Below are 20,437 nucleotides of genomic sequence, written 5' to 3'. Positions count from 1 at the left end.
CAGGAGCCGGCTTGCCGGCGAACAGGCCTAGCGCAGGCTCGGATCGATCACCATGACCAGCTTGCCCGATACCTGGTTGCTCTCGAGCTCGGCATATGCCGCCTGGGCGAATTCCACCGGGTAGGTATCGACCAGCTGCGGCGATAACCGTCCTTCACTGAACAATGGCCACACTTGTTGCTGCAGCTCGCGCAGCAACTCGGCCTTGAACCCATCGTCCCGGTTGCGCAGGGTCGACCCGGTGATTTCCAGACGCTTGCCCAGCACCAGCGCCAGGTCCAGCTCGAACTTGCGTCCGCCCATCAAACCAATGATCACCCAGCGCCCGTCGCGGGCCAGCACTTTGAGGTTCAACTGCCCGTAACCAGCACCCACCGGATCGAGGATCACATCGAACGGCCCAAGCTGCTCCAGTTCGTCGAGGTTGGCGTTGCGCACCACGCCGCCCGCCGCGCCCAGGCCCTGGCAGTAAGCCAGGCGCTCCGGCGAACCCACGCTGACCCACACCGGGCTGCCAAAAGCCTTGCACAGCTGGATGGCCGCCGAGCCCACGCCACTGGCGCCGGCATGCACCAACACCTTCTCGCCGGCCTTCAGGCCACCGAGCTGGAAAATGTTCAACCAGGCCGTGGCATACACCTCTGGCAGCGCCGCCGCCTCATGCAGGCTCAGGCCCTCGGGCACCGGCAGCACATGGCGGGCATCGACCACCACTTCCTCGGCCATGGCCCCACTGGCCAGCAGTGCACACACCCGGTCGCCCACACGCCAGTCGGCGCCGGCACCGACCTCTTCGACCACACCGGCGCACTCCAGGCCCATGTACGGGCTGGCGCCTGGCGGTGGCGGATACAGCCCCTTCATCTGCAACAGGTCAGCGCGGTTCAGCCCTGCAGCGGCCACGCGAATACGCACCTGCCCCGCGTCACAGGCCGGACGATCGGCCTCGACCCAGGCCACATGTCCGTCAACGCCTTGCAATGCCTTCACAGTGCCTCCATAGTTGAATCATATGACTGAGCCTGGGCGAGCACGTCCCAGGCTTTTTGCAGTATGCGTCCGGTTTCATGGAACCGGCGAACGGAAAAGACGGCCTACTATGCGTGATCAATTGCCTCCACGTCGAATCAGCATGAAGCATTTCCTCCCCAGCACCGCCCTCGCCCTGGTGATCGGGCTCGGCAGCCTCACGCTCGGTGGCAATGCGGCCGCCGCCAACAAGTGGGACAGCCTGCAGCCAGACCGCGACGAGGTCGTCGCCAGCCTCAACATCGTCGAGCTGCTCAAGCGCCACCACTACAGCAAGCCGCCACTGGACGACGCCCGTTCGGTCATCATCTATGACAGCTACATCAAGCTGCTCGACCCCTCGCGCAGCTACTTCACCGCCGCGGACATCGCCGAGTTCGACAAGTGGAAAACTCAATTCGATGACTTCCTCAAGAGCGGTAATCTCGACCCCGGCTTCACCATCTACAAGCGTTACCTGGATCGCGTGAAGCAGCGCCTGGACTTCGCCCTTGGCGAACTGAACAAAGGCGTCGACAAGATCGACTTCACGGTGAAGGAAGACCTGCTGGTCGACCGCAAGGACGCCCCATGGATGAAGAACCAGGCCGAGCTCGACGACCTGTGGCGCAAGCGCGTCAAGGACGAGGTGCTGCGCCAGAAGATCTCCGGCAAGGAGCTCAAGCAGGTCCAGGAAACCCTCACCAAGCGCTACAAGAACCAACTGTCGCGCCTGGACCAGACCCGTGCCGAAGACATCTTCCAGGCCTACATCAACACCTTCGCCCAGTCCTACGACCCGCACACCAACTACCTGTCGCCGGATAACGCCGAGAACTTCGACATCAACATGAGCCTGTCGCTCGAAGGCATCGGCGCGGTGCTGCAAAGCGACAACGACCAGGTCAAGATCGTACGCCTGGTGCCGGCTGGCCCGGCAGCGAAGACCAAGCAGGTCGCCCCCGCCGACAAGATCATCGGCGTCGCCCAGGGCAACAAGGAAATGGTCGACGTGGTCGGCTGGCGCCTGGACGAAGTGGTCAAGCTGATCCGCGGCCCGAAAGGCTCGGTGGTGCGCCTGGAGGTCATCCCGGCCAGCAACGCACCGAACGACCAGACCAGCAAGATCGTCGCGATCACCCGCGAAGCCGTGAAGCTCGAGGAGCAGGCGGCGAAAAAGTCGGTGCTCAAGCTCAAGCAGGACGGCCGCGACTACAAGCTGGGGATCATCGAGATCCCGGCCTTCTACCTCGACTTCAAGGCCTACCGCGCGGGTGACCCCGACTACAAGAGCACCACCCGCGACGTGAAGAAGCTGCTGACCGAGCTGCAGAAGGAAAAGGTCGACGGCGTGGTCATCGACTTGCGCAACAACGGTGGCGGCTCACTGCAGGAAGCTACCGAACTGACCAGCCTGTTCATCGAGAAAGGCCCGACCGTGCTGGTGCGCAACGCCGACGGCCGTGTCGACGTGCTCGAGGACGAGAACCCCGGCGCCTTCTACAAGGGGCCACTGGCGCTGCTGGTCAACCGCCTCTCGGCGTCCGCCTCGGAGATCTTCGCCGGTGCCATGCAGGACTACCACCGCGCGCTGATCATCGGTGGCCAGACCTTCGGCAAGGGCACCGTACAGACCATCCAGCCGCTCAACCATGGCGAGCTCAAGCTCACGCTGGCCAAGTTCTACCGGGTTTCCGGGCAGAGCACCCAGCACCAGGGCGTGCTGCCGGACATCGCCTACCCGTCGATTATTGACACGAAGGAAATCGGCGAAAGCGCGCTGCCTGAAGCCATGCCATGGGACACCATCCGCCCAGTGGTCAAGCCGGCTTCCGACCCGTTCAAGCCATTCCTGGCCCAGCTCAAGGCACAGCATGACGCGCGTAGCGACAAGGATGCCGAGTTCGTCTACATCCGCGACCGCCTGGCGCTGACGCAAAAGCTGATGAACGAGAAGACCGTCAGTCTCAACGAACAGGAGCGTCGCGCCCGCCACGACGAGATCGAGACCAAGCAATTGGCCCTGGAGAACATCCGCCGCAAGGCCAAGGGCGAGGAGCCGCTCAAGGAGCTGAAGAAGGAAGACGAGGACGCACTGCCCGCCGAACCGGAAGACACCAAGCCCGAGGACGACGCCTACCTGTCCGAGACGGGCCGCATCCTGCTCGACTACCTGGGCCTGAGCACTTCGGTGGCCAAGCATTGACGTGATGGCAGAATAATGTGACCTGTCATCAAACAGTCATCGGGCTGTCGTGAAATAGAAGGGCCGGACGTGCAAACGTCCGGCCCTTTTTCATTCAGGAAGCAGTCCATGACCGTCACCGAACAGCTTAGCGCGTTGAGCGCCATCCTGGCTCAACGCAGCGTCCACAGCCTGTTCCAGCCCATCGTCTGCCTTTCCGAACGCCGCATCCTCGGTTACGAAGCCCTCAGCCGCGGCCCATCCAACAGTCCGCTGCACTCGCCCCTGAACCTGTTTGCCATCGCCCGCCAGGCCGGGCGCCTGAGCGAGCTGGAAGTACTGTGCCGCGAAAGCGCCTGCCGCCGCTTCAGCGAGCAAGGCCTTGAGGGCAAACTGTTCCTCAACATTTCGCCGGAGTCGCTGCTCGAACCCCATTACCCGTCCGGGCGCACCCTGAAGATGCTCGAACAGGTCGGCCTGCCGCCCAGCCGCGTGGTCATCGAGCTGACCGAACAGACGCCCACCGAAGACTTCCAGTTGCTGTACAACGCCCTGCACCACTACCGTGACATGGGTTTCTCCATCGCCCTCGACGACCTCGGGGCCGGCTATTCGAGCCTACGCCTGTGGTCAGAACTGCGCCCCGACTACGTGAAGATCGACCGCCACTTCATCGACGGTATTCACCTTGACCCGCTCAAGCGCGAATTCGTCGGCTCCATCCTGCAGATCGCCCGCGCCTCCCGCGCCCAGGTGATCGCCGAGGGTATCGAGCTGAAAGAGGAACTGACGGTGCTCGGCGAGATGGGTGTCGACCTGGTTCAGGGCTACCTGCTTGGCCGTCCCCAGGAGTTTCCACCACGCGACACCCTCACCCTGCTGCCCCAGGCGCCGGGTAGCGGCGTGGCCCTGGGCGAAGACAGCCGCGACCTCAGCGCCTTGCTCATCGAGCAACCGGCGGTGACCCTCGACACTGCCACGCAACACGTGCTCGAGGCCTTTCGCCGCCAGGCCAACCTGAACTCCCTGGCAGTGCTGGACGAGCGCGGCAAGCCCTGCGGCATCGTGCATCGCCATTCGCTCTCCGCTGCACTGCTCAAGCCCTTCGGTACCGACCTGTTCGCGCGCAAGCCGATCAGCCGGCTGATGAGCCAGGACTACCTGGCCGTCGAGCGCGGCCAATCGCTGCAACAGGTCAGCCGCCTGCTCACCAGCCGTGCCCGCCAGCGTATCGAGGAAGATTTCATCATTACCCAGAGCGGCCGTTACCTGGGGCTGGGGCGGGTAATCGACGTGCTCAAGCTGATCACCGAGCAGAAGCTCCAGCAGGCCCGGCATGCCAACCCGTTGACCCTGCTGCCGGGCAACGTGCCGATCCAGCAGTGCCTGGCCCGTGTGCTGGAACAGCGGCGCGAGGCGGCGGTGTGCTACGTCGATATCGACAGCTTCAAGCCGTTCAACGATATCTACGGCTACGCCCGGGGCGATGAAGTACTGCTGTGCCTGGCCCAGTGCCTGAACGATTGCGTGGACCCGAGCCGTGACTTCGTCGGGCATATCGGCGGGGACGACTTCATGCTGGTGCTGGGGTCCAGGGACTGGCAGGCACGTCTGCAACTGCTGCTGGAAGCCTTTGCCCGGCAGTGCCGGCGCTTCTACCGCAGCGAACACCTGGAGGCTGGGTGTTTCACCTCGCACAACCGCCAGGGGCAGCGCGAAACCTTTGCGTTGCTGTCACTCTCGATCGGGGTGGTGTGGCTGGCGGCCGAGAGCAGCCTCGAGCTGGATGCCGGGCAACTGGCGGAGCTGGCCTCCCAGGCCAAGCGCCAGGCCAAGGATACCCGCGGGCCGAGCCTGAGCCTGATCGATACCACGCTGTAGCGGCTTTAGCCGCGATCACCCGCGCAGCGGGTGCCAGGTACCGCGTTGCCTGCATCGCGGCTAAAACCGCCCCTACAGAGGTGTGTTGCGTGCTCCCGTGGCACGCGCCTCAGGCCCGCTCAGCTTCCGGATAGCGGTACTCGAACACCCGCACCACCTCGGACGCATGCCAGGACGCCGCTTCCATGCCATCCACCGGCCCCGAGAACCGCCCCAGCCGCTCGACACACTCGAAGAACCCGGTGCGCGGCAAGCGGCTGGCACCCTGGCTGATCACCAGCGAGCTGCGCAAGGGTTGCTCGGCACGGGCATCGAGCACGGCGAGGTACTCCAGGGCGGCGGTCAGGGTCTGCATGGCCGGGCTGGGCAGTTGCAGACGCTCGAGCAGCGCCCGGTAGGTGAGCAGGTGGCGTTGACGGCGGGCCAGGTCGAGCTCGGTCAACAGGTTCTCCCATTGCTGACGGCTGATCCTGACCTGGCTCATGACGGTTCGCTCCAGCCCGCCACACCCAGGTGCCAAGCCAGGCTGCGCAGGATCGCCGCATCCGGGCGACGCTCGCCGGCCTCGATCATGGCGAGATAAGCCGGGCTGATGCCAACCGTGCGCGCCAGTTGTTCAGGCGCAAGCCCCTTCGCCTGACGCAACGACGCCAGCTGGTCCAATGAAGACAAGCTGGCGTTCTGAGGTGTGCTTTCGCTGTTGTCGGTGGCGCTTGATGTACTGGCAGGTGCCTGGCCTGCGGCCACGAGCAGCGCCTGGTACTGCTCCCAGGGCACGACGGCGTACTCGGGCTGACCGTCCCGGCTGATGACCTGAATACCCATAACAACCCCCTTGACGTTGGATCACGGCATGTAATCCGTAGGCATAACGCTTATGCCAATTATATTACCAACCTTGGGGATCCGGTGAACTCAGTTGCCAGGTCGTTCCAAGCGCAGGGCTTCAGGGGTTTTCGGCAGGCGCTCGACCACCCGCAGTTTCTCCGGGGCCTGGTTGTCGCGCCAGGCCTTGAAACGGCCCAGTTCGTCGGCGACGGTCTTGAGCACCCAGCCCAGCACGGCGATGTCGTCGAGCAAACCCACACCGAGCAACCAGTCCGGGATCGCATCCAACGGGCTGACGAAGTACAGCAGCCCGGCGACGATGGTGACCAGCGCCTTGGGGCTCACGGCACGGTACTCGCCACGCCACCAGGCCAGGCACAACGCCTGCATCAGCCGCACATCCTCGCGCAATTGCCCAAGCTTGGGGCCCTTGCGAGCCACGGCGAACAGCAGCGCCGGCAAGCGCCCGCGGCTGAGCAGGCGCTCGGCCAGTGGCAGGAAGCGGGCAAAATTCCAGGGTGCGCTCATGAAACCTCCAGAGGAGCCAGGAAGGTTATCCACAAAATTTGTGGATAACCTTGTGAACAGGGTCGCCTTCACGGCACAAGGTGCCCGTCAGGCAAGGGCCGGGCACGGATCGGGCGTTTTTTACACAGTCGTTTCAATGACGCAAACGTTTTGCGACAACAACACCCGCGTTCACGCCCCGGCATTGCTTGCGACAGTGACGCAGGCCATCCGTTCGCGTCAAGCGCCCCTGAAAACGACGGCGCCCCGTCGAAACGGGGCGCCAGAGATTGCAAGCCGGGGCTTACTTGGCTGGAGCTTCTTCGACTTCAGCCTTGCTCAGGTCCTTGATGCCCAGCAGTTCCAGGTCGAACACCAGTACCGAGTTGGCCGGGATCAGCGGGCTCGGGCTCTGGGCGCCGTAGGCCAGTTCAGCCGGGATGTACAGCTTGTACTTCTCGCCGACGTGCATCAGTTGCAAGCCTTCGACCCAGCCCGGGATCACGCCACTGACCGGCAGGTCGATCGGGCTGCCGCGCTCGACGGAGCTGTCGAATACCTTGCCGTCGATCAGCTTGCCTTCGTAGTGGACAGTGACCACGTCGGTTGGCTTGGGCTGCGGGCCGTCGGCCTTCTTGACCACTTCGTACTGCAGGCCGGAAGCGGTGGTGACCACGCCTGCTTTCTTGGCGTTTTCCTCGAGGAATTTCTTGCCGCTGGCGGCCGCTTCCTCGCTGGCCTTGGCCAGGCGCTCTTCGGCGCGCTTCTGCAGGGCGCTGAAGGCTTCGACCAGCTCTTCGTCCTTCAGGCGCTGTTCTTTCTTGCCGACAGCGTCTTCGATACCTTGGGCGACGGCTTTGGAGTCCAGGTCGTCCATGCCTTCCTGAGCCAGGCTCTTGCCCATGTTCAGGCCGATACCGTAGGAGGCTTTCTGTGCCGGAGTCTTCAGCTCGACGCTGCTGGTCTGGGCGTCGCAACCGGCCAGGACCAGGCCTACCAGGGCAACCGCAGCCGCCAAACGATGCTGTTTCATGCTATTTCCTTGTTCATGCGCCATAGGGGCAATCAGGGTAAAGCCGCGAGCTTATCAGGCGGCCACGACCAATGGCTACCGGCATGAGAGCGACAAAAGTCCAAGAAGTTCCAGTGCTGAAACGGTCAGCGTCAGTGCAAATGATTATATGTTGCGAATTGTATCGACCGGCATATATCAGACCGCTATCATTGCCGGCGATTCAACGGCTGGCCGAGGGATGGCCAGCCTGTCAGGGACGGGCTTCAGGGACGTGCGATGAGATGGGATGGCGAGGTGACTTTCGGTGACTACTGGCTGGGCTATACCGGCAAGGCCGACCAGACCAGCGCCCATGCCCATGTTGCCATCCAGCTCTGCATCGGCCTGCGCGGCGACATCACCGTGGAGCTCGCCGGCCGCACGCTGACCGGGGCCGGGGTGATCATCGGCCCCTTCGTCGACCACCGTTCCCTGCCCAGCCCCGACCGCATCGCGTTCCTCTATCTCTACCCCGACGCGCCACTGGGCCGGGCGCTGAATGCCCTGGTCGACGCCAGCGGCACGGCAGTGGCCAGCGCCGAGATCGTCAATTGCATCCGCCAGGCCGACAGCTTCCAGGAGGTGGTCGAGACCCTGGAGCGCCTGCTGGTGACCGACGATGCCTTCGACCCCCGGCTCTCCAATGCCCTGCACCTGTTGCGCGACGATTGCGCGGGGATCGGCGCAATCTCCCGCGCAGCCAGCGCCGTAGGCCTTTCCAGCCCGCGCCTGCGTTTCTTCGCCACCCGCCACATGGGCGTACCCCTCTCGCAATGGATCATCTGGCGCAAGCTCGAGCGTGCCTGCCACGCCCTCGCCCACGATGCCAGCCTCAGCGACGCGGCCATGGCCGGCGGTTTCGCCGACCAGGCCCACCTCACCCGCATGATGCGGCGCATGGTCGGGATGTCGCCCAGCCGCGTCGCCGTGGTGCTACGCAATACGAGCGATTCGTTCAAGAATCAGCAGTAGTGAAACGCCATCATCCCTTCCGACCTCCGCTGATCGGGATCTCCACTTCCTAGCGCAGGCATTGCCGCCGGCCCAGGCCGGCTTTTTTCTTCGTTTCGATCACGTGGTCGCTTGCACAGGCGTGCGGGCGGCCGCCCATGAAAACTGCCAATTCACCCACTTTCTGCGAGCAAGGAGTGCAAGCACATGTCCGGTCCCTCACGGATGACTGTTTTCCTTACCGGCGGTGCCGGCGTACTGGGCGATACCCTGATTGACCAACTGGCCGAGCGCTACGACCTGATCTGCCTGACCCGGCGCAGCGCCATTCGCCACCCCGGCGTCGAGACCCTGCGCGGCGACATCTGCCAACCACGCCTGGGCCTGAGCGCCGCCGACTACCTGGCCCTGCTGCCACGCATCGACTGGGTGATCCACAGCGCCGCCATCACCCGCCTGGACGGCCACGCCGAAGCCGTGTTCTCGGTCAATTACCAGGGTACCGAGCAGGTGCTGCAGCTGGTGCGCGACGCCCAGGTGCCGCTCTACCACATCAGCACCGCGTTCACCCACCCGTGCGACTACCACCCCGGCGTGATGCCCTCGACGCCCTACGAGATCGTCAAGCGCCAGGCCGAGACCCTGGTGCGCGAGGCAGGTGTCCCGGTGTCGATCTTCCGCCCGTCGATCATCATCGGCGACAGCCAGACCGGGCACATGCCCATCCTGCAAGGCTTCCACCTGACCATGGGGCTGATGATGTCGGGCTACCTGCCGATCATCCCGTGCCCCGAGGACGGGCGGGTCGACGTGATCGCCCGCGACGTCGCCGCCGCGGCCATCGTCAGCGCGCTGGACCAGCGCCTGATCGGCGACGACTACTTCCTCAGCAATGGCCCGCAAGCGCTGGACATCCGCACGCTGCTGGACCTGATGTGCGCCGAGATGGCTCAGCAGGGCAAGCCGTTCCAGCGCCCGCGCTGCATGAACCCCGACATCTACGAGCGCCTGGTGCGCCCGGTGTTCCTGCCTGCGCTTGAGGAAAACATCCGCGCGGCCCTTGGCCGGGCCACCCAGCTGTGCCGCTACGCCAGCCTGCTGCAGCCACTCCCCAGCTCGCTGGCCCAGCTGCTGCCGGCCAGGCGCCTGGCGCAACGCTCGCCGCGCGAAGAGCTGGCGCTCACCCTCGCTCGCCTGTCGCCCAAGCTCTCGGCCATGCAACGCATGCTGAAAGTGCCCACCCCGGCGCAACGCCGCGCCGACGTCGCCCTGGAGGCCTGAGCACGATGAACAGCTTCAGCACAATGCCCGATGTTTTTGACTCGGCGCTGATCCAGCAGCAGTACCGTGATCACGTCAACGCCGGCTACGCCCGCCTGGCCTCGATGATGAACCTGCCGATCGAGGCCTCGAGCGCCGGGGTGTACCTGTTCGACAGCCAGGGCAATCGTTACCTGGACGCCGGCGGCTACGGCGTGTTCCTGCTGGGGCACGGGCACCCCGACGTGCTCGAGCGGGTCAGCCACCAGCTGCACAGCCATCCGCTGGCCAGCAAGCTGCTGCTCAACCCCTACCAGGCCCGGGCCGCCGCCGCGTTGGCCGCGGTCTGCCCCGGCGACTTGCAGTACGTGTATTTCTGCAGCTCCGGCACCGAGGCCACCGAGGCGGCGCTCAAGCTGGCCTGGCTCAACGACTGCAAGCACGTGATCTCGACCGTCGGCGGCTACCACGGCAAGACCTTGGGCGCGCTGGCGGTGACCGGCCGGGAGCTTTATCGCTCGCCGTTCGCCAACCGCCTGGGCGAGAGCCAGTTCGTGCCGTTTGGCGATGTCGAGGCGCTGCGTCACACCCTCGAAGGGTTGCCTGAGCGGGCCTGCGTGATCCTCGAGCCGGTGCAGGCCGAAGCCGGCGTGATCCTGCCGCCGCCCGGCTACCTGCGCCAGGTGCGCGACCTGTGCGACCGCCACAACGCGGTGCTGATCGCCGACGAGATCCAGTCGGGGCTGGGCCGCACCGGGCGCTGGTGGGCCTGCGACCACGAAGGCGTGGTGCCCGACATCCTACTGGTGGGCAAGAGCCTGTCCGGCGGCTGCGTGCCGGTCAGCGCCATGGTCTGCACCCCCGACATCCAGGCACCGCTCAACCGCAACCCGTTGATGCACACCACTACCTTCGGTGCCAACCCGCTGGCCATGGCCGCGGTGCTGGCCACGCTGGAGGTCATGCAGCGCGACAACCTGGTGGCGCGGGCCGAAGCCTTGGGCCAACAGGTGCAAAACGGCCTGCAAGCCGTGCTGCGCGAACAGCCCCGCGCCGACCAGGTGCGCCTGCGCTGCGCCGGCCTGCTGCTGGGGCTTGAGTTCGCCGACGCCGGGCTGGCCGCCAACATGGTCATGCACCTGATCGACCAGCGCATCGTGGTCAACCACTCGCTCAACGATCACCGGGTGATCCGCCTGACCCCGCCCGCGCTGTACAGCGACAGCGATGTGGCCTGGCTGCTCGACGGCCTCGCCACCGCCCTCGCCCGCACTTTCGCCCAATAAGGAGAGCGACATGAAAGAAGTCAGCCTCAACGCCTACGTTCCCAGCCAGAGCGCCGAGCAGGTGTATGCCGCCATCAGCAACTTCAGCCTGTACCCACAACTGTGCGAGTCGGTGCGCAACATCGAGATCGAATCGATCGACGACAACCAGGTGCTCAGCAACTGGGAGGTGAACTTCCACAGCGGCATTCTCAAGTGGCAGGAGCGCGATGTCTTCGACCCCGCCAACCTGCACATCCACTTCCGCCAGACCGCCGGCGACATCGACCACTTCTCGGGGTACTGGCAGGTCAGCGAAGCGCCCGAGGGCGCCAGCATCGCCTTCCACTCCTGCTTCGACCTGGGCATGCCGATGCTCGCCGACATGCTCGACCCCGTGGCCCGCCAGGCGATCCGCGACAACATCAGCGCCATCATCAATGGCCTGTTCCCGAACAGTCATATCAAGGATTGATGTAATGCCCTTGTCATTGCTACAGCGATCCAGGCAGACCCTGGAACACTTCGCCCCCGGCTTCGCCCGCTTGCTGGCGGAGCTGCCCTTCGACCAGCGCGAAGCCCACGGCAGCCCGGTCGTGGATTGGTTCAAGCGCACCGGCCCGGTGGGCCTGCTGGTGCCCAAGGCGGCTGGCGGCCTGGGTGCCACGGCGCTCGAGGCGGTACGGGTGCAGGTGGCCATCGGCGCCCTGTCGCCCTCGCTGGCGATCGCCAGCACCATGCACCAGTTCTCCGTCGCCAGCCTGGTCGCCGTGGCGGCCAAGGGCGCGGGCGCCGAAGGCTTGCTGTTGTCGGCCATTGCCCAGCAACGCCTGCTGGTGGCCTCGGGCTTCGCCGAGGGCGTGCCGGGTGGCGGCATTCTCGATGCCGGCATGGATGCGGTGCGCCTGGCCGACGGTGTGCGCCTCAACGGCAGCAAGCAACCCTGCAGCCTGGCCAGTTCCATGGACTTGCTGACCGCCAGCTTCAGCCGCGACACCGACCAGGGTGAAGAGCTGATGATCGCCTTGATTCCGGCTTCCGCGCCGGGCCTGAGCCGCCACCCGTTCTGGGCCAACAGCGCGCTGGCCGGGGCGCAGAGCCTGGAGTTGCGCCTGGAGGACGTCTACGTCAGCGACAAGATGATCTTCTCGGCCGGGCTCAAGGCGCAGCTGGGCGAAGTGCAGACCATCGGCTTCGTCTGGTTCGAGCTGCTGATCTGCGCCACCTACCTGGGCGCCTGCTTAGGGATGGCCGAGACCGTGGTCGGCGAGCGGCGCTGGAACGACCAGCAACGTGTCGAGCTGGCTAGCCAGCTGCAACTGTGCCTGAGCGCCGTCGAAGGCCTGGCCCATGAAGTCGAGCAGTTGGACGACGGCGCGGACGACCTGCTGGCGCGCCTGCTGCTGACCCGCTACGGCATCGAGCAACAGCTGGCCCGGGCCTCGGACCTGGCCCAGCAGATGCTGGGCGGCCTGGCGTTCATCCGCTCCAACGACACCAGCAACTGGCTGAACAGCACCCGCGGCCTGCAATTCCACCCGCCGGGGCGCTTCAGCATGTCGGCCAACCTCGACCACTACCTGCACACCGCCACCTTCAGCATCGCCAAGGGAGCCAACCCGTGAAACTGCACAACAAGATCGTCGTCATGACCGGCGCGGCGCGCGGCCTCGGCCTGCAAACGGCGCGCAAACTCAAGCGCCAGGGCGCGACGGTGATCGGCATCGATCGCCTCGAACCGCAGGCCGCCGTGGACTTCGACGCCTACTTCCAGCTCGACCTGTGCGACCAGGCCCGAGTGAACGAGACCGTCGATGCAATCCAGCAGCGCTTCGGCGACATCGACATCCTGGTGAACAACGCCGGCGTGCTCACCCTCGAGCGTGGCGAAACCGGGGTCAACGATGAAGTGCGCCGCGCGCTTGAAGTCAACCTGCTGGCGCCCTGGCAGTTGACCGCGCGGTTCCTGCCGGCGCTGCTGCGCACCCACGGCAAGGTGGTCAACGTGTCCTCGCTGTTCGCCCTGGTCAACGCGCCCTATGTCGCCGCCTATGCCACCAGCAAACGCGCCATGAGCGCTTACTCCGACGTGCTGCGCATGCAGTACCCGGGGCAACTGGACGTGGTCACGGTGTTCCCCGGTTTCATCGACACCGCCATCCACGACCCGGCCGAGCGGGTGGGGCTGTCGGTCAAGCGCCTGGTCAGCTTCAAGCGGGGTGACCGCGTGCTGCTGTCGCTGGAGGAGAATCTCGACGACGCCAGCAACGGGCTGCTGCGGGCCTGCCTCAAGCACGGCCTGCGCAACCGTGGCCTGACCTTCCTCGGTAGCGTGGCGATGTACACCGCGCGCTGGCTGCCGAGCCTGGTCGACGCCTTCATCGGCCTGCGCCTGCGCAGCTTGAGCAAGGCCGGGCAACTGGCGCTCAAGCCCGAACTGATCGACTGAGGCCAGGCCGATGAAGCACCTGCCGCTGGACAAGCCCACCTTGCGCCCGGACCGCCGCCTGCTCACGCCATCGGCGCTGGAATCGGCGTTGGTGATCGGCTACGCGCTGCTGCTGTTCGGCGTGCCCCTGGCCTTGTTCGTGGTGGCCGCCGAACAGGCGCCCTGGGCGTGGCTGCTGGCCTGGCCGCTGCTGCTGCCGGCCGGCTACGGCCTGTTCGTGCAAGGCATCCTCGGGCACGAGGGGTTGCACTTCAACCTCAGCCACAACCGCCTGCTCAGTTGCCTGCTGGCGGTGCTGCTGAGCTCGCTGCTGTGCGGTTTCTGCGCCACCGGCTACTTCGTCGACCACTGGCAGCATCACCGCTACAACGGCGGCCCCAAGGACCCGGACTGGCGCTTGTTGCGGCGCTACCGGCTGGCCGCGACCCGGCTGCTGGTGTCGCGCCTGCATGCCACCGCGCGCTACCTGCTGCAGACCCTGCGCCTGGCCCTGCCCGGCGCCAAGGTCGAAGGCGCGCTGCCGCTGCCGGCCGGGCAGATCCGCCTGCTGGCCAGGTTCAACCTGGCCTGCCAGGTGCTGTGGCCGCTGTTCTGGCTGTGGCTGGTGATGCGCTGGCCGGTGCTGTTGCCGGCCCTGCTGGCCTGCCTGCTGGTCGCCTTGCTGGTGTCGGCGCTCAACGCCTACCAGGAGCATGCCTTCGACGTCGGTGTCGAGCAGCCGGTCGCCCGTTCGCGCACCGACCTGATGAGCACCCTGCTGCACCTGGGCTCGAACTTCCACCTGGAACACCACCTGTACCCACGGGTGCCGTGCTGGCGCCTGCCGCAGCTGCACCGGCAACTGCTGGCCAGCGGCTGGTACGAAGGCCGCCGGGCGCTGCTCGAGCCCCGCTTTTTCGGCGCCTTGCGCTATTGCCAGGCGCGCTTCCCCTACTCCGGCACCTGGCAGACGGTTGCGCAGCAGGCCCCACAAGAACACTGAAATGCCCCAACACACGACAATCACACTCATGGAGCCGAGTATGTCCTTCGAAGTCGATAACCTGATCCAGCATGAACGCCGCACCCTGCTGGAACACCCCTTGTTCGCCCGCATCAGCACAGTGGAGGATGTCCGCCTGCTGATGGAGAACCACGTGTTCGCCGTCTGGGACTTCATGACCCTGCTCAAGCGCATCCAGCGCGACCTGACCTGCGTCGACCTGCCCTGGCTGCCACCGCGCCACACCCTGGCCGCGCGCCTGATCAACGAGATCGTCACCGGCGAGGAAACCGACGAGCGCCCGGGCGGCGGCTTCATCAGCCACCTGGAGCTGTACCTGCAGGCCATGGACGAGATCGGCGCCGACACCGGGCCGTTCCGCCACTTCCAGGCCCTGCTGCAGGCCGGCACTTCCCTGGCCCATGCCCTGGACAGCGCCGACATTCCAGCGCCGGCCCGGGTGTTCGTCAGCAAGACCCTGGACGTGGCCCTGAATGGCTCGACCGTGCAGGTGCTGGCGTACTTCTTCTTCGGCCGCGAAGACATCATCCCCGACATGTTTGGCCGCCTGCTCGAGCAATGGGCGATCGACGAGTCGAACGTGCCGATGCTGACCTACTACCTCAAGCGCCACATCGAGATGGATGGCGACGACCACGGCCCGGCGGCCAAGCGGATCATCGCCGAGATCGTCGACCAGCCAGAGCAGCAGCAAGAACTGGTGCACAGCGCGCGCGACGCCCTGGTCGCCCGCACGCTGCTGTGGCAGGGCGTACTCGAACAGCTCGACCAGCGCGCGACGCACAAGGCCCGCCAGGCGAGCGTCGCCGCCGCCGTGTGAACCCATGCCCTTGCCCACCGCTGCGGCGGGCAAGGGTCCCTGTCCCCTTGCAACACGAACGAGGGTGTATGCCATGTTGAAAGGCAAGCATGCCAAGTTGGCGGTCTGCTCGGCGGTGCTCGCGGGCCTGGCGCTGCTGGGCTGGCAGCGCTGGCAGTATGCGCGGCAGTACGTCAGCACCGACAACGCCGAAGTGGAAGGGATCATCATCCCGATCCGCGCCAAGCTGAGCGGCGTGGTGGTCCAGGTACCCGTGCGCGAAAACACTCGGGTAGGCAAAGGCGACCTGCTGTTCCAGGTGCGCGAGGATGAATACCACCAGCGTGTGGAGCGGGCCGAGGCCAACTACCTCGGCGCCTTGGTAGCCACTGGCCAGGGCGGCATGCCCGGGCTGATGGACAGCCAGGTGCGCGGCGCCGTCGCCCGCAGCCAGGCCGCCAAGGCCATGATCGGGCAGCTGGTGGCAAACGTCGAACAGGCCGACAGCGACTACCGGCGCACCCAGCGCCTGGCCCAACAGGGTGTGGTCAGCACCCAGGACCTGGAAGCCGCGCGCGCCCGCTACAGCGCCCTGAGCCACCAATTGCAGGGCGCGCGCGACAACTCCAACGCCGCCCGTGAGGGCACCCTGGCCAACCAGGCGGCACTCAAGGTGGAGGAATACCGCATCAAGGCCGCCGAGTCCGAGCTGGCCCTGGCGCGCATCAACCTGCAAGACACCCGACAGACCTCGCCACGGGCCGGCTTCATCGTGCACAAGGATGTGCAGCCCGGGCAGTTCGTGGTGGCCGGGCAGAAACTGCTGAGCCTGGTGAGCACCGATCACGTCTGGGTGGTGGCCAACTTCAAGGAGACCCAGATCGGCCGCGTGCGGGTCGGCCAACCGGCGCGGATCAGCGTCGACGCCTTCCCCGGCCAGACCTTCGAAGGCGTGGTGCACAGCCTGGTGCCGGCCACGGGCGCGCGCTTCTCGTTGCTGCCCCAGGAGAACGCCACAGGCAACTTCACCAAGGTGGTGCAGCGGGTACAGACGCGCATCGAGTTCAAGGAATTGCCCGCCGGGCTGAAGGACGCCATCAGCCAGGGCATGAGCGTGTTCGTCGAGGTCGACACCCGTGACGACAAGGGCCAGACCCTATGAAATCACCCTGGTTGGTGGCCTTGACGGTCACGCTGATCTCGATGATGGAGCTGCTCGACGTGACCATCGTCAACGTCGCGATCCCCAGCCTGATGGGCAGCTACGGAGCGTCGGTGGACGAGATCTCCTGGGTGTCGACCGGCTACATCGTCGCCAACGTGGTGATCCTGCCGGCCAGCGGCTGGCTGTCGGCCTGGTTCGGCCGGCGCGCCTACTACCTGGTGTCGTCCGCCGTGTTCGTGGTCGCCTCGCTGGGCTGCGCGCTGTCGGTGGAGCTGTGGCAGATGGTGCTGTGCCGGGTGGTCCAGGGCCTGGCCGGCGGCGGCCTGCTGGGGATCTCCCAGGCGATCATCTACGACGTGTTCCCCAAGGAGAAGGTCAGCGCCGGCATGGCGGTGTACGGTGTCGGGGTGATGATGGGGCCGACGTTGGGCCCATCGGTGGGCGGCTACCTGATCGATGCGTTTTCCTGGCACTGGATCTTCCTGATCAACCTGCCGATCGGCGCGCTGGCCCTGCTGCTGGCCTGGCTGTGCGTGGACGATTCACGCCACGAGCGGCGCCCGCAGAGCATCGACTATCTCGGGTTCATCCTGCTCGCCCTTGGGGTGGGCAGCCTGCAGATTCTACTGGAGCGCGGCGAGCACTGGGACTGGCTGGAGTCGGACCTCACCGTGCTGTGCCTGCTGTTGTCGGGGTTCGGCCTGGCGGGGTTCTGCTACTGGGAGCGGCGAGTCGCCAACCCGATCGTCAACCTGTCGCTGTTCGCCCACCGCGAGTTCCTGCTGGGGTCGGTCTGCGCGTTCTGCGTGGGTTTCGGCCTGTACAGCACCCTGTTCATGGTGCCGCTGCTGTTGCAGACCCTGCTCGAGCAGAGCGCCTACCAAAGCGGTCTGGTGATCTTCCCCGGCGCGCTGGCCAGCGCCGTCAGCACCCTGGTGATCGGCAAGCTGTCCCAGGAGAACCGTATCGACGAGCGGGTGTTCATCTGCCTGGGCATCCTGATCTACGGCTACGCCATGTACCTGCACACCCAGTTCACCCTGCAAAGCAACCCGGACACGCTGTTCTGGCCACTGGTCATCCGTGGCTTCGGCCTGGGCATGATCTTCGTGCCGCTGACCAACCTGGCCATGCGCCAATTGCCGCAAGGGCTGATCTCGGTCGGCTCCGGCGTGCTCAACCTGATGCGCCAGCTCGGCGGCAGCGTCGGCATCGCCATCGCCGCCACCCTGCTCACGCGCTTTTCCTGGTCGCGCTACCGGCAGTTGTCCGAGCACGTCGACGAAACCCGTCTGCTCGCCGGCGGCTGGGAGGTCGCCAACCTCGACCCCAGGCGCCTGTCCACCGACCTGCTCGACCCCGGCCAGGCCAACACCCTGCTGGCCTTCCTCGAAGCCCGCGACCAGGCACAGATGCTCGGCTTCAGCATGCTCTTCGGCCTGCTCGGCGCGGTCATGCTGGTCGGCGTGCCCATGGTGCTGATGATGCGCAACCCCAGGACCCCCAAGCCTCAACCCGCAAAGGAATCTGCGACATGCCCGGACACCGCCCTCGAATCCGCGTAGCCGCGCTGGCGCTGCTGGCGCTCTGTGCCAACCCTGGCCAGGCCAGCGACCTGTACCAGACCTACCTCAAGGCCGTGGACCACGACATGGCCTACGCCGCCGCCCAACAACGCCAGCAGGCCGCGGCGCAGAAAGCCCCCCAGGGGCTGGCGACGCTGCTGCCGCACCTGTCGCTGGAAGGCGGCGCGGCCTGGGTCGACCGCGAGCACAGCGGCGGCGCTCAGCGCGACAAGGACAACTCCAACGCCTACGCGCTGGTGCTGGTCCAGCCGCTGCTACGTTGGCAGAACGTCATCGGCCATGCCCAGGGCAAGGCCCAGGCCACCGCCGGCGAGATCGACCTGCTGGCGGCGCGCCAGGACCTGATGCTGCGCGTGGCCGATACCTACTTCGAACTGCTGCTGGCCGAAGACCAGCTGCACACCAGCCACCAGCAGGTGCGCAACCTCGGCCAGCAGTTGGACAAGGCGCAACGCTTGCGCCGCGAAGGCTCGGGCACCGAGAACGAAGTGCAGCGCATCCAGGCCAGCTACGACCTGGCCCAGGCCGAGCAAATCGCCGCCGGCAACGCCCTGCGCCTGCAGCAACAGGCGATGGCGCGGCTGATCGGCAGCGACCCCGGCGAGCTGGCGCGGCTGGATGACCAGGTGGCCTTCAGCGGCCCGCAACCGGCGCGCATGGAGGCCTGGACCGAACAGGCCCGGGCGCAGAACCTCAAGGTGCAGGCCGCCGAAGTGCGCCGGCTGATCGCCGAGCAGGAGGTGGAGAAACAGCAGGCCGGCCACCTGCCAACCCTCGACCTGGTGGCCGCCCACGGGCGCTTCGCCTCGGTCGGCGGCAGCCTCTACGACGTCACCGTGCCCGAGGAAAAGTACACCCAGACCGTGGTCGGCGTGCAACTGAGCGTGCCGCTGTACGCCGGTGGCGGCACCCAGAGCCGCACCCGCGAGGCCCGCGCCCTGCACGGCGCCGCCGAGGATGAACTGGAAGATGCCCGCCGCGAGGCCGACTTCATGGCCCGCCAGGCCTACCTCAACCTGACCGGCGGGCTCAGCCAGTACCAGGCCCTGCAGCAGGCGCTACGCTCCAGCCAGAGCAACCTGCAGATCACCACCCACGCCTTCGAAGCCGGCGCGCGGATCAGCAGCGACGTGGTGGACGCCGAACAGCAGGTGACCCGCACCACCCTACAGTTGGCCCGCCAGCGCTATGCCATCCTGCAGGCCCAGTTGCGCCTGATGGCGGCCAGCGGCAGCCTGGGCGACGACAACCTCAAGCGCCTCAGTGCCCTGCTCACCCGCCCGGCTCAGGGGTAATCGCCATCCCGGTACTGCCCGGCCACCTCGCGCAGTACCTCGCACATCCACTGGGCCGGCAGGCTCTGCGGCAAGGCGGCGTTGCGGCAGATGCCCACCGAGCCGCCCGGCTCGCGCACGCCCAGGTCGAGCTCGGCGAGTTCGTTGCGCCGCAGGTCGAGCAGCACCGCGTCGCGCGGCGCCACCCACAGCGCGTCGCTGCCCAGCAGGTAGCGGCGGCTCAGGGCCAGCGACAAGGTTTCCAGGCGCTGCGCCGGCAGCGGGATGCCGCACTGCACGAACAGGCTGTCGGCATGCTGGCGAATGGTGGTGCCCTGGGGCGGCAGCACCAACGGGTAGCGCCCCACTTGGGCCCGCTCCACCGGGGTGCTGGCCAGCAGCGGGTGGCCTGGGCGCACCACCAGGGCCATCGATTCACTGTACAGGTGCTCGAACGACAGGCCCTGGATCTGCGGGCTGTCGGTCATGCGCCCGACCACCAGTTCCAGTTCGCCCAGGTGCAACTGCCCGAGCAGTTGCGCGCTCACCCCGGTCACCACGCTGATCACCAGCGCCTCGTGGCGCTGGTGCAGGCGGCAGAGCACCTCCGGCATCAGCAACCCTTCGACGGTGGACAGCACGCCGATGCGCACCTGCGACGGCGCGCGCGCCTCGCCACGCACGCTGCCCACGCCCTCGCGCAGGGCCTGCACGCTGGGGCCGGCGTAGCGCATGAAGCGGGTGCCGGCCGGGGTCAGCGCGACGCCGTTGCGCGAGCGCTCGAACAGGCGCGTCTCGAGCAGGTCTTCCAGTTCCTTGAGGGTCTTGGAGATCGCCGGCTGGCTGATGGCGAGCACGTCGGCGGCCCTGGCCAGGCTGCCCTGCCGGGCAATCTCCAGGAAGCACAGCAGGTGGCGGTACTTGATGCGGGTGTCGAGGTTCATGCCCGGCAGTGTATCCGTAAAACGACAAGCCCTGTGGGAGCGGCTGTCTTGCAGCGTTTTTGTAGTTTACGTTTGCCCATGTGGGAGCGGCCTTGTGTCGCGAAAGGGGCGCAAAGCGGCCCCAGCGATCATTGCATTGATACTGAGATCCAGGGGCTGCAATGCAGTCTTTTCGCGACACAAGGCCGCTCCCACAGGGATCGCGCAAGGCTTGAGGTTAGTGTGGAGCCAGGGATATGCCACGCCTCGATGGGATTGCATTTCAGGCTCTGAAATCA

The 20,437-nt window shown here is 66.2% G+C and carries 19 protein-coding genes; 13 read left to right on the top strand and 6 right to left on the bottom strand.

Features of this window, described 5'->3' with window-relative positions; genetic code table 11:
• Positions 1-27 precede the first annotated feature (27 nt).
• Positions 28-990 (bottom strand): NAD(P)H-quinone oxidoreductase, encoded by a 963-nt coding sequence (locus IM733_RS00620; protein ID WP_248919096.1) that lies wholly within the window; start codon positions 988-990, stop codon positions 28-30.
• 142 nt (positions 991-1,132) lie between these two features.
• Between IM733_RS00620 and IM733_RS00615 the strand changes: the two genes are divergently transcribed.
• A complete protein-coding gene (locus tag IM733_RS00615) occupies positions 1,133-3,214 on the top strand; it encodes a carboxy terminal-processing peptidase (protein WP_248919095.1) in 2,082 nt (693 codons plus the stop codon).
• A 108-nt stretch (positions 3,215-3,322) separates the two neighbouring features.
• The gene (locus tag IM733_RS00610; RefSeq protein ID WP_248919094.1) at positions 3,323-5,074 is read left to right on the top strand and encodes a bifunctional diguanylate cyclase/phosphodiesterase; all 1,752 of its coding nucleotides are present in this window, start codon (positions 3,323-3,325) and stop codon (positions 5,072-5,074) included.
• A gap of 109 nt (positions 5,075-5,183) precedes the next feature.
• On the opposite strand, the gene IM733_RS00605 is transcribed toward IM733_RS00610, so the two are convergent.
• The 4 genes from IM733_RS00605 to IM733_RS00590 all read right to left on the bottom strand — a co-directional run bounded on the left by IM733_RS00605 (position 5,184) and on the right by IM733_RS00590 (position 7,442).
• Complete coding sequence (locus IM733_RS00605; RefSeq protein ID WP_011532716.1) at positions 5,184-5,558, bottom strand: hypothetical protein; 375 nt, start codon at positions 5,556-5,558, stop codon at positions 5,184-5,186.
• Positions 5,555-5,899 carry a helix-turn-helix domain-containing protein gene (locus IM733_RS00600; RefSeq protein WP_248919093.1) on the bottom strand — a complete coding sequence of 115 codons (345 nt, stop codon included), beginning with the start codon at positions 5,897-5,899 and terminating at the stop codon, positions 5,555-5,557. The genes IM733_RS00605 and IM733_RS00600 overlap by 4 nt, the downstream gene beginning before the upstream one ends.
• A gap of 90 nt (positions 5,900-5,989) precedes the next feature.
• Positions 5,990-6,430, bottom strand: a complete 441-nt coding sequence (locus IM733_RS00595) for a YkvA family protein (protein WP_248919092.1) — start codon at positions 6,428-6,430, stop codon at positions 5,990-5,992.
• A 283-nt stretch (positions 6,431-6,713) separates the two neighbouring features.
• Positions 6,714-7,442: an FKBP-type peptidyl-prolyl cis-trans isomerase gene (locus IM733_RS00590; protein ID WP_248919091.1), complete on the bottom strand. Its 729-nt coding sequence runs from the start codon at positions 7,440-7,442 to the stop codon at positions 6,714-6,716.
• Between the two features lie 258 nt (positions 7,443-7,700).
• Between IM733_RS00590 and IM733_RS00585 the strand changes: the two genes are divergently transcribed.
• The 11 genes from IM733_RS00585 (at position 7,701) to IM733_RS00535 (ending at position 19,236) form a co-directional block, all read left to right on the top strand.
• Positions 7,701-8,435 (top strand): AraC family transcriptional regulator, encoded by a 735-nt coding sequence (locus IM733_RS00585; RefSeq protein WP_248919090.1) that lies wholly within the window; start codon positions 7,701-7,703, stop codon positions 8,433-8,435.
• Between the two features lie 186 nt (positions 8,436-8,621).
• Complete coding sequence (locus tag IM733_RS00580; protein WP_248919089.1) at positions 8,622-9,695, top strand: SDR family oxidoreductase; 1,074 nt, start codon at positions 8,622-8,624, stop codon at positions 9,693-9,695.
• A 23-nt stretch (positions 9,696-9,718) separates the two neighbouring features.
• Entirely contained in the window at positions 9,719-10,960 is a 1,242-nt protein-coding gene (locus IM733_RS00575; RefSeq protein WP_248919088.1) for an aspartate aminotransferase family protein, read from the top strand.
• A 10-nt stretch (positions 10,961-10,970) separates the two neighbouring features.
• Positions 10,971-11,414, top strand: a complete 444-nt coding sequence (locus tag IM733_RS00570) for a type II toxin-antitoxin system RatA family toxin (protein ID WP_248919087.1) — start codon at positions 10,971-10,973, stop codon at positions 11,412-11,414.
• Positions 11,415-11,418: 4 nt separating this feature from the next.
• Complete coding sequence (locus IM733_RS00565; protein ID WP_248919086.1) at positions 11,419-12,564, top strand: acyl-CoA dehydrogenase family protein; 1,146 nt, start codon at positions 11,419-11,421, stop codon at positions 12,562-12,564.
• The gene (locus IM733_RS00560) at positions 12,561-13,388 is read left to right on the top strand and encodes an SDR family NAD(P)-dependent oxidoreductase (protein ID WP_248919085.1); all 828 of its coding nucleotides are present in this window, start codon (positions 12,561-12,563) and stop codon (positions 13,386-13,388) included. Before IM733_RS00565 ends, IM733_RS00560 begins: the two co-directional genes overlap by 4 nt.
• A 10-nt stretch (positions 13,389-13,398) precedes the next feature.
• Entirely contained in the window at positions 13,399-14,370 is a 972-nt protein-coding gene (locus IM733_RS00555; RefSeq protein WP_248919084.1) for a fatty acid desaturase, read from the top strand.
• A gap of 40 nt (positions 14,371-14,410) precedes the next feature.
• Positions 14,411-15,211: a DUF3050 domain-containing protein gene (locus IM733_RS00550; RefSeq protein WP_248919083.1), complete on the top strand. Its 801-nt coding sequence runs from the start codon at positions 14,411-14,413 to the stop codon at positions 15,209-15,211.
• 73 nt (positions 15,212-15,284) lie between these two features.
• Entirely contained in the window at positions 15,285-16,352 is a 1,068-nt protein-coding gene (locus IM733_RS00545) for an HlyD family secretion protein (protein WP_248919082.1), read from the top strand.
• A complete protein-coding gene (locus IM733_RS00540) occupies positions 16,349-17,920 on the top strand; it encodes a DHA2 family efflux MFS transporter permease subunit (RefSeq protein WP_248919081.1) in 1,572 nt (523 codons plus the stop codon). Before IM733_RS00545 ends, IM733_RS00540 begins: the two co-directional genes overlap by 4 nt.
• Positions 17,890-19,236: a TolC family outer membrane protein gene (locus IM733_RS00535; RefSeq protein ID WP_248919080.1), complete on the top strand. Its 1,347-nt coding sequence runs from the start codon at positions 17,890-17,892 to the stop codon at positions 19,234-19,236. Before IM733_RS00540 ends, IM733_RS00535 begins: the two co-directional genes overlap by 31 nt.
• Here the strand turns inward: IM733_RS00535 and pcaQ are convergent.
• On the bottom strand, positions 19,227-20,159 hold the full coding sequence (gene pcaQ / locus IM733_RS00530) for a pca operon transcription factor PcaQ (RefSeq protein WP_248919079.1): 933 nt from the start codon (positions 20,157-20,159) through the stop codon (positions 19,227-19,229). The two genes, IM733_RS00535 and pcaQ, sit on opposite strands and share 10 nt — an antisense overlap.
• Between the last annotated feature and the right edge of the window lie 278 nt (positions 20,160-20,437).

The sequence above is a fragment of the Pseudomonas entomophila genome (assembly GCF_023277925.1).
GTDB classification, from domain to species: Bacteria; Pseudomonadota; Gammaproteobacteria; order Pseudomonadales; family Pseudomonadaceae; genus Aquipseudomonas; species Aquipseudomonas entomophila_D.
The sequence above is the reverse complement of the archived record's forward strand: the minus strand, read 5'-3'. Positions and strand labels throughout refer to the sequence as shown.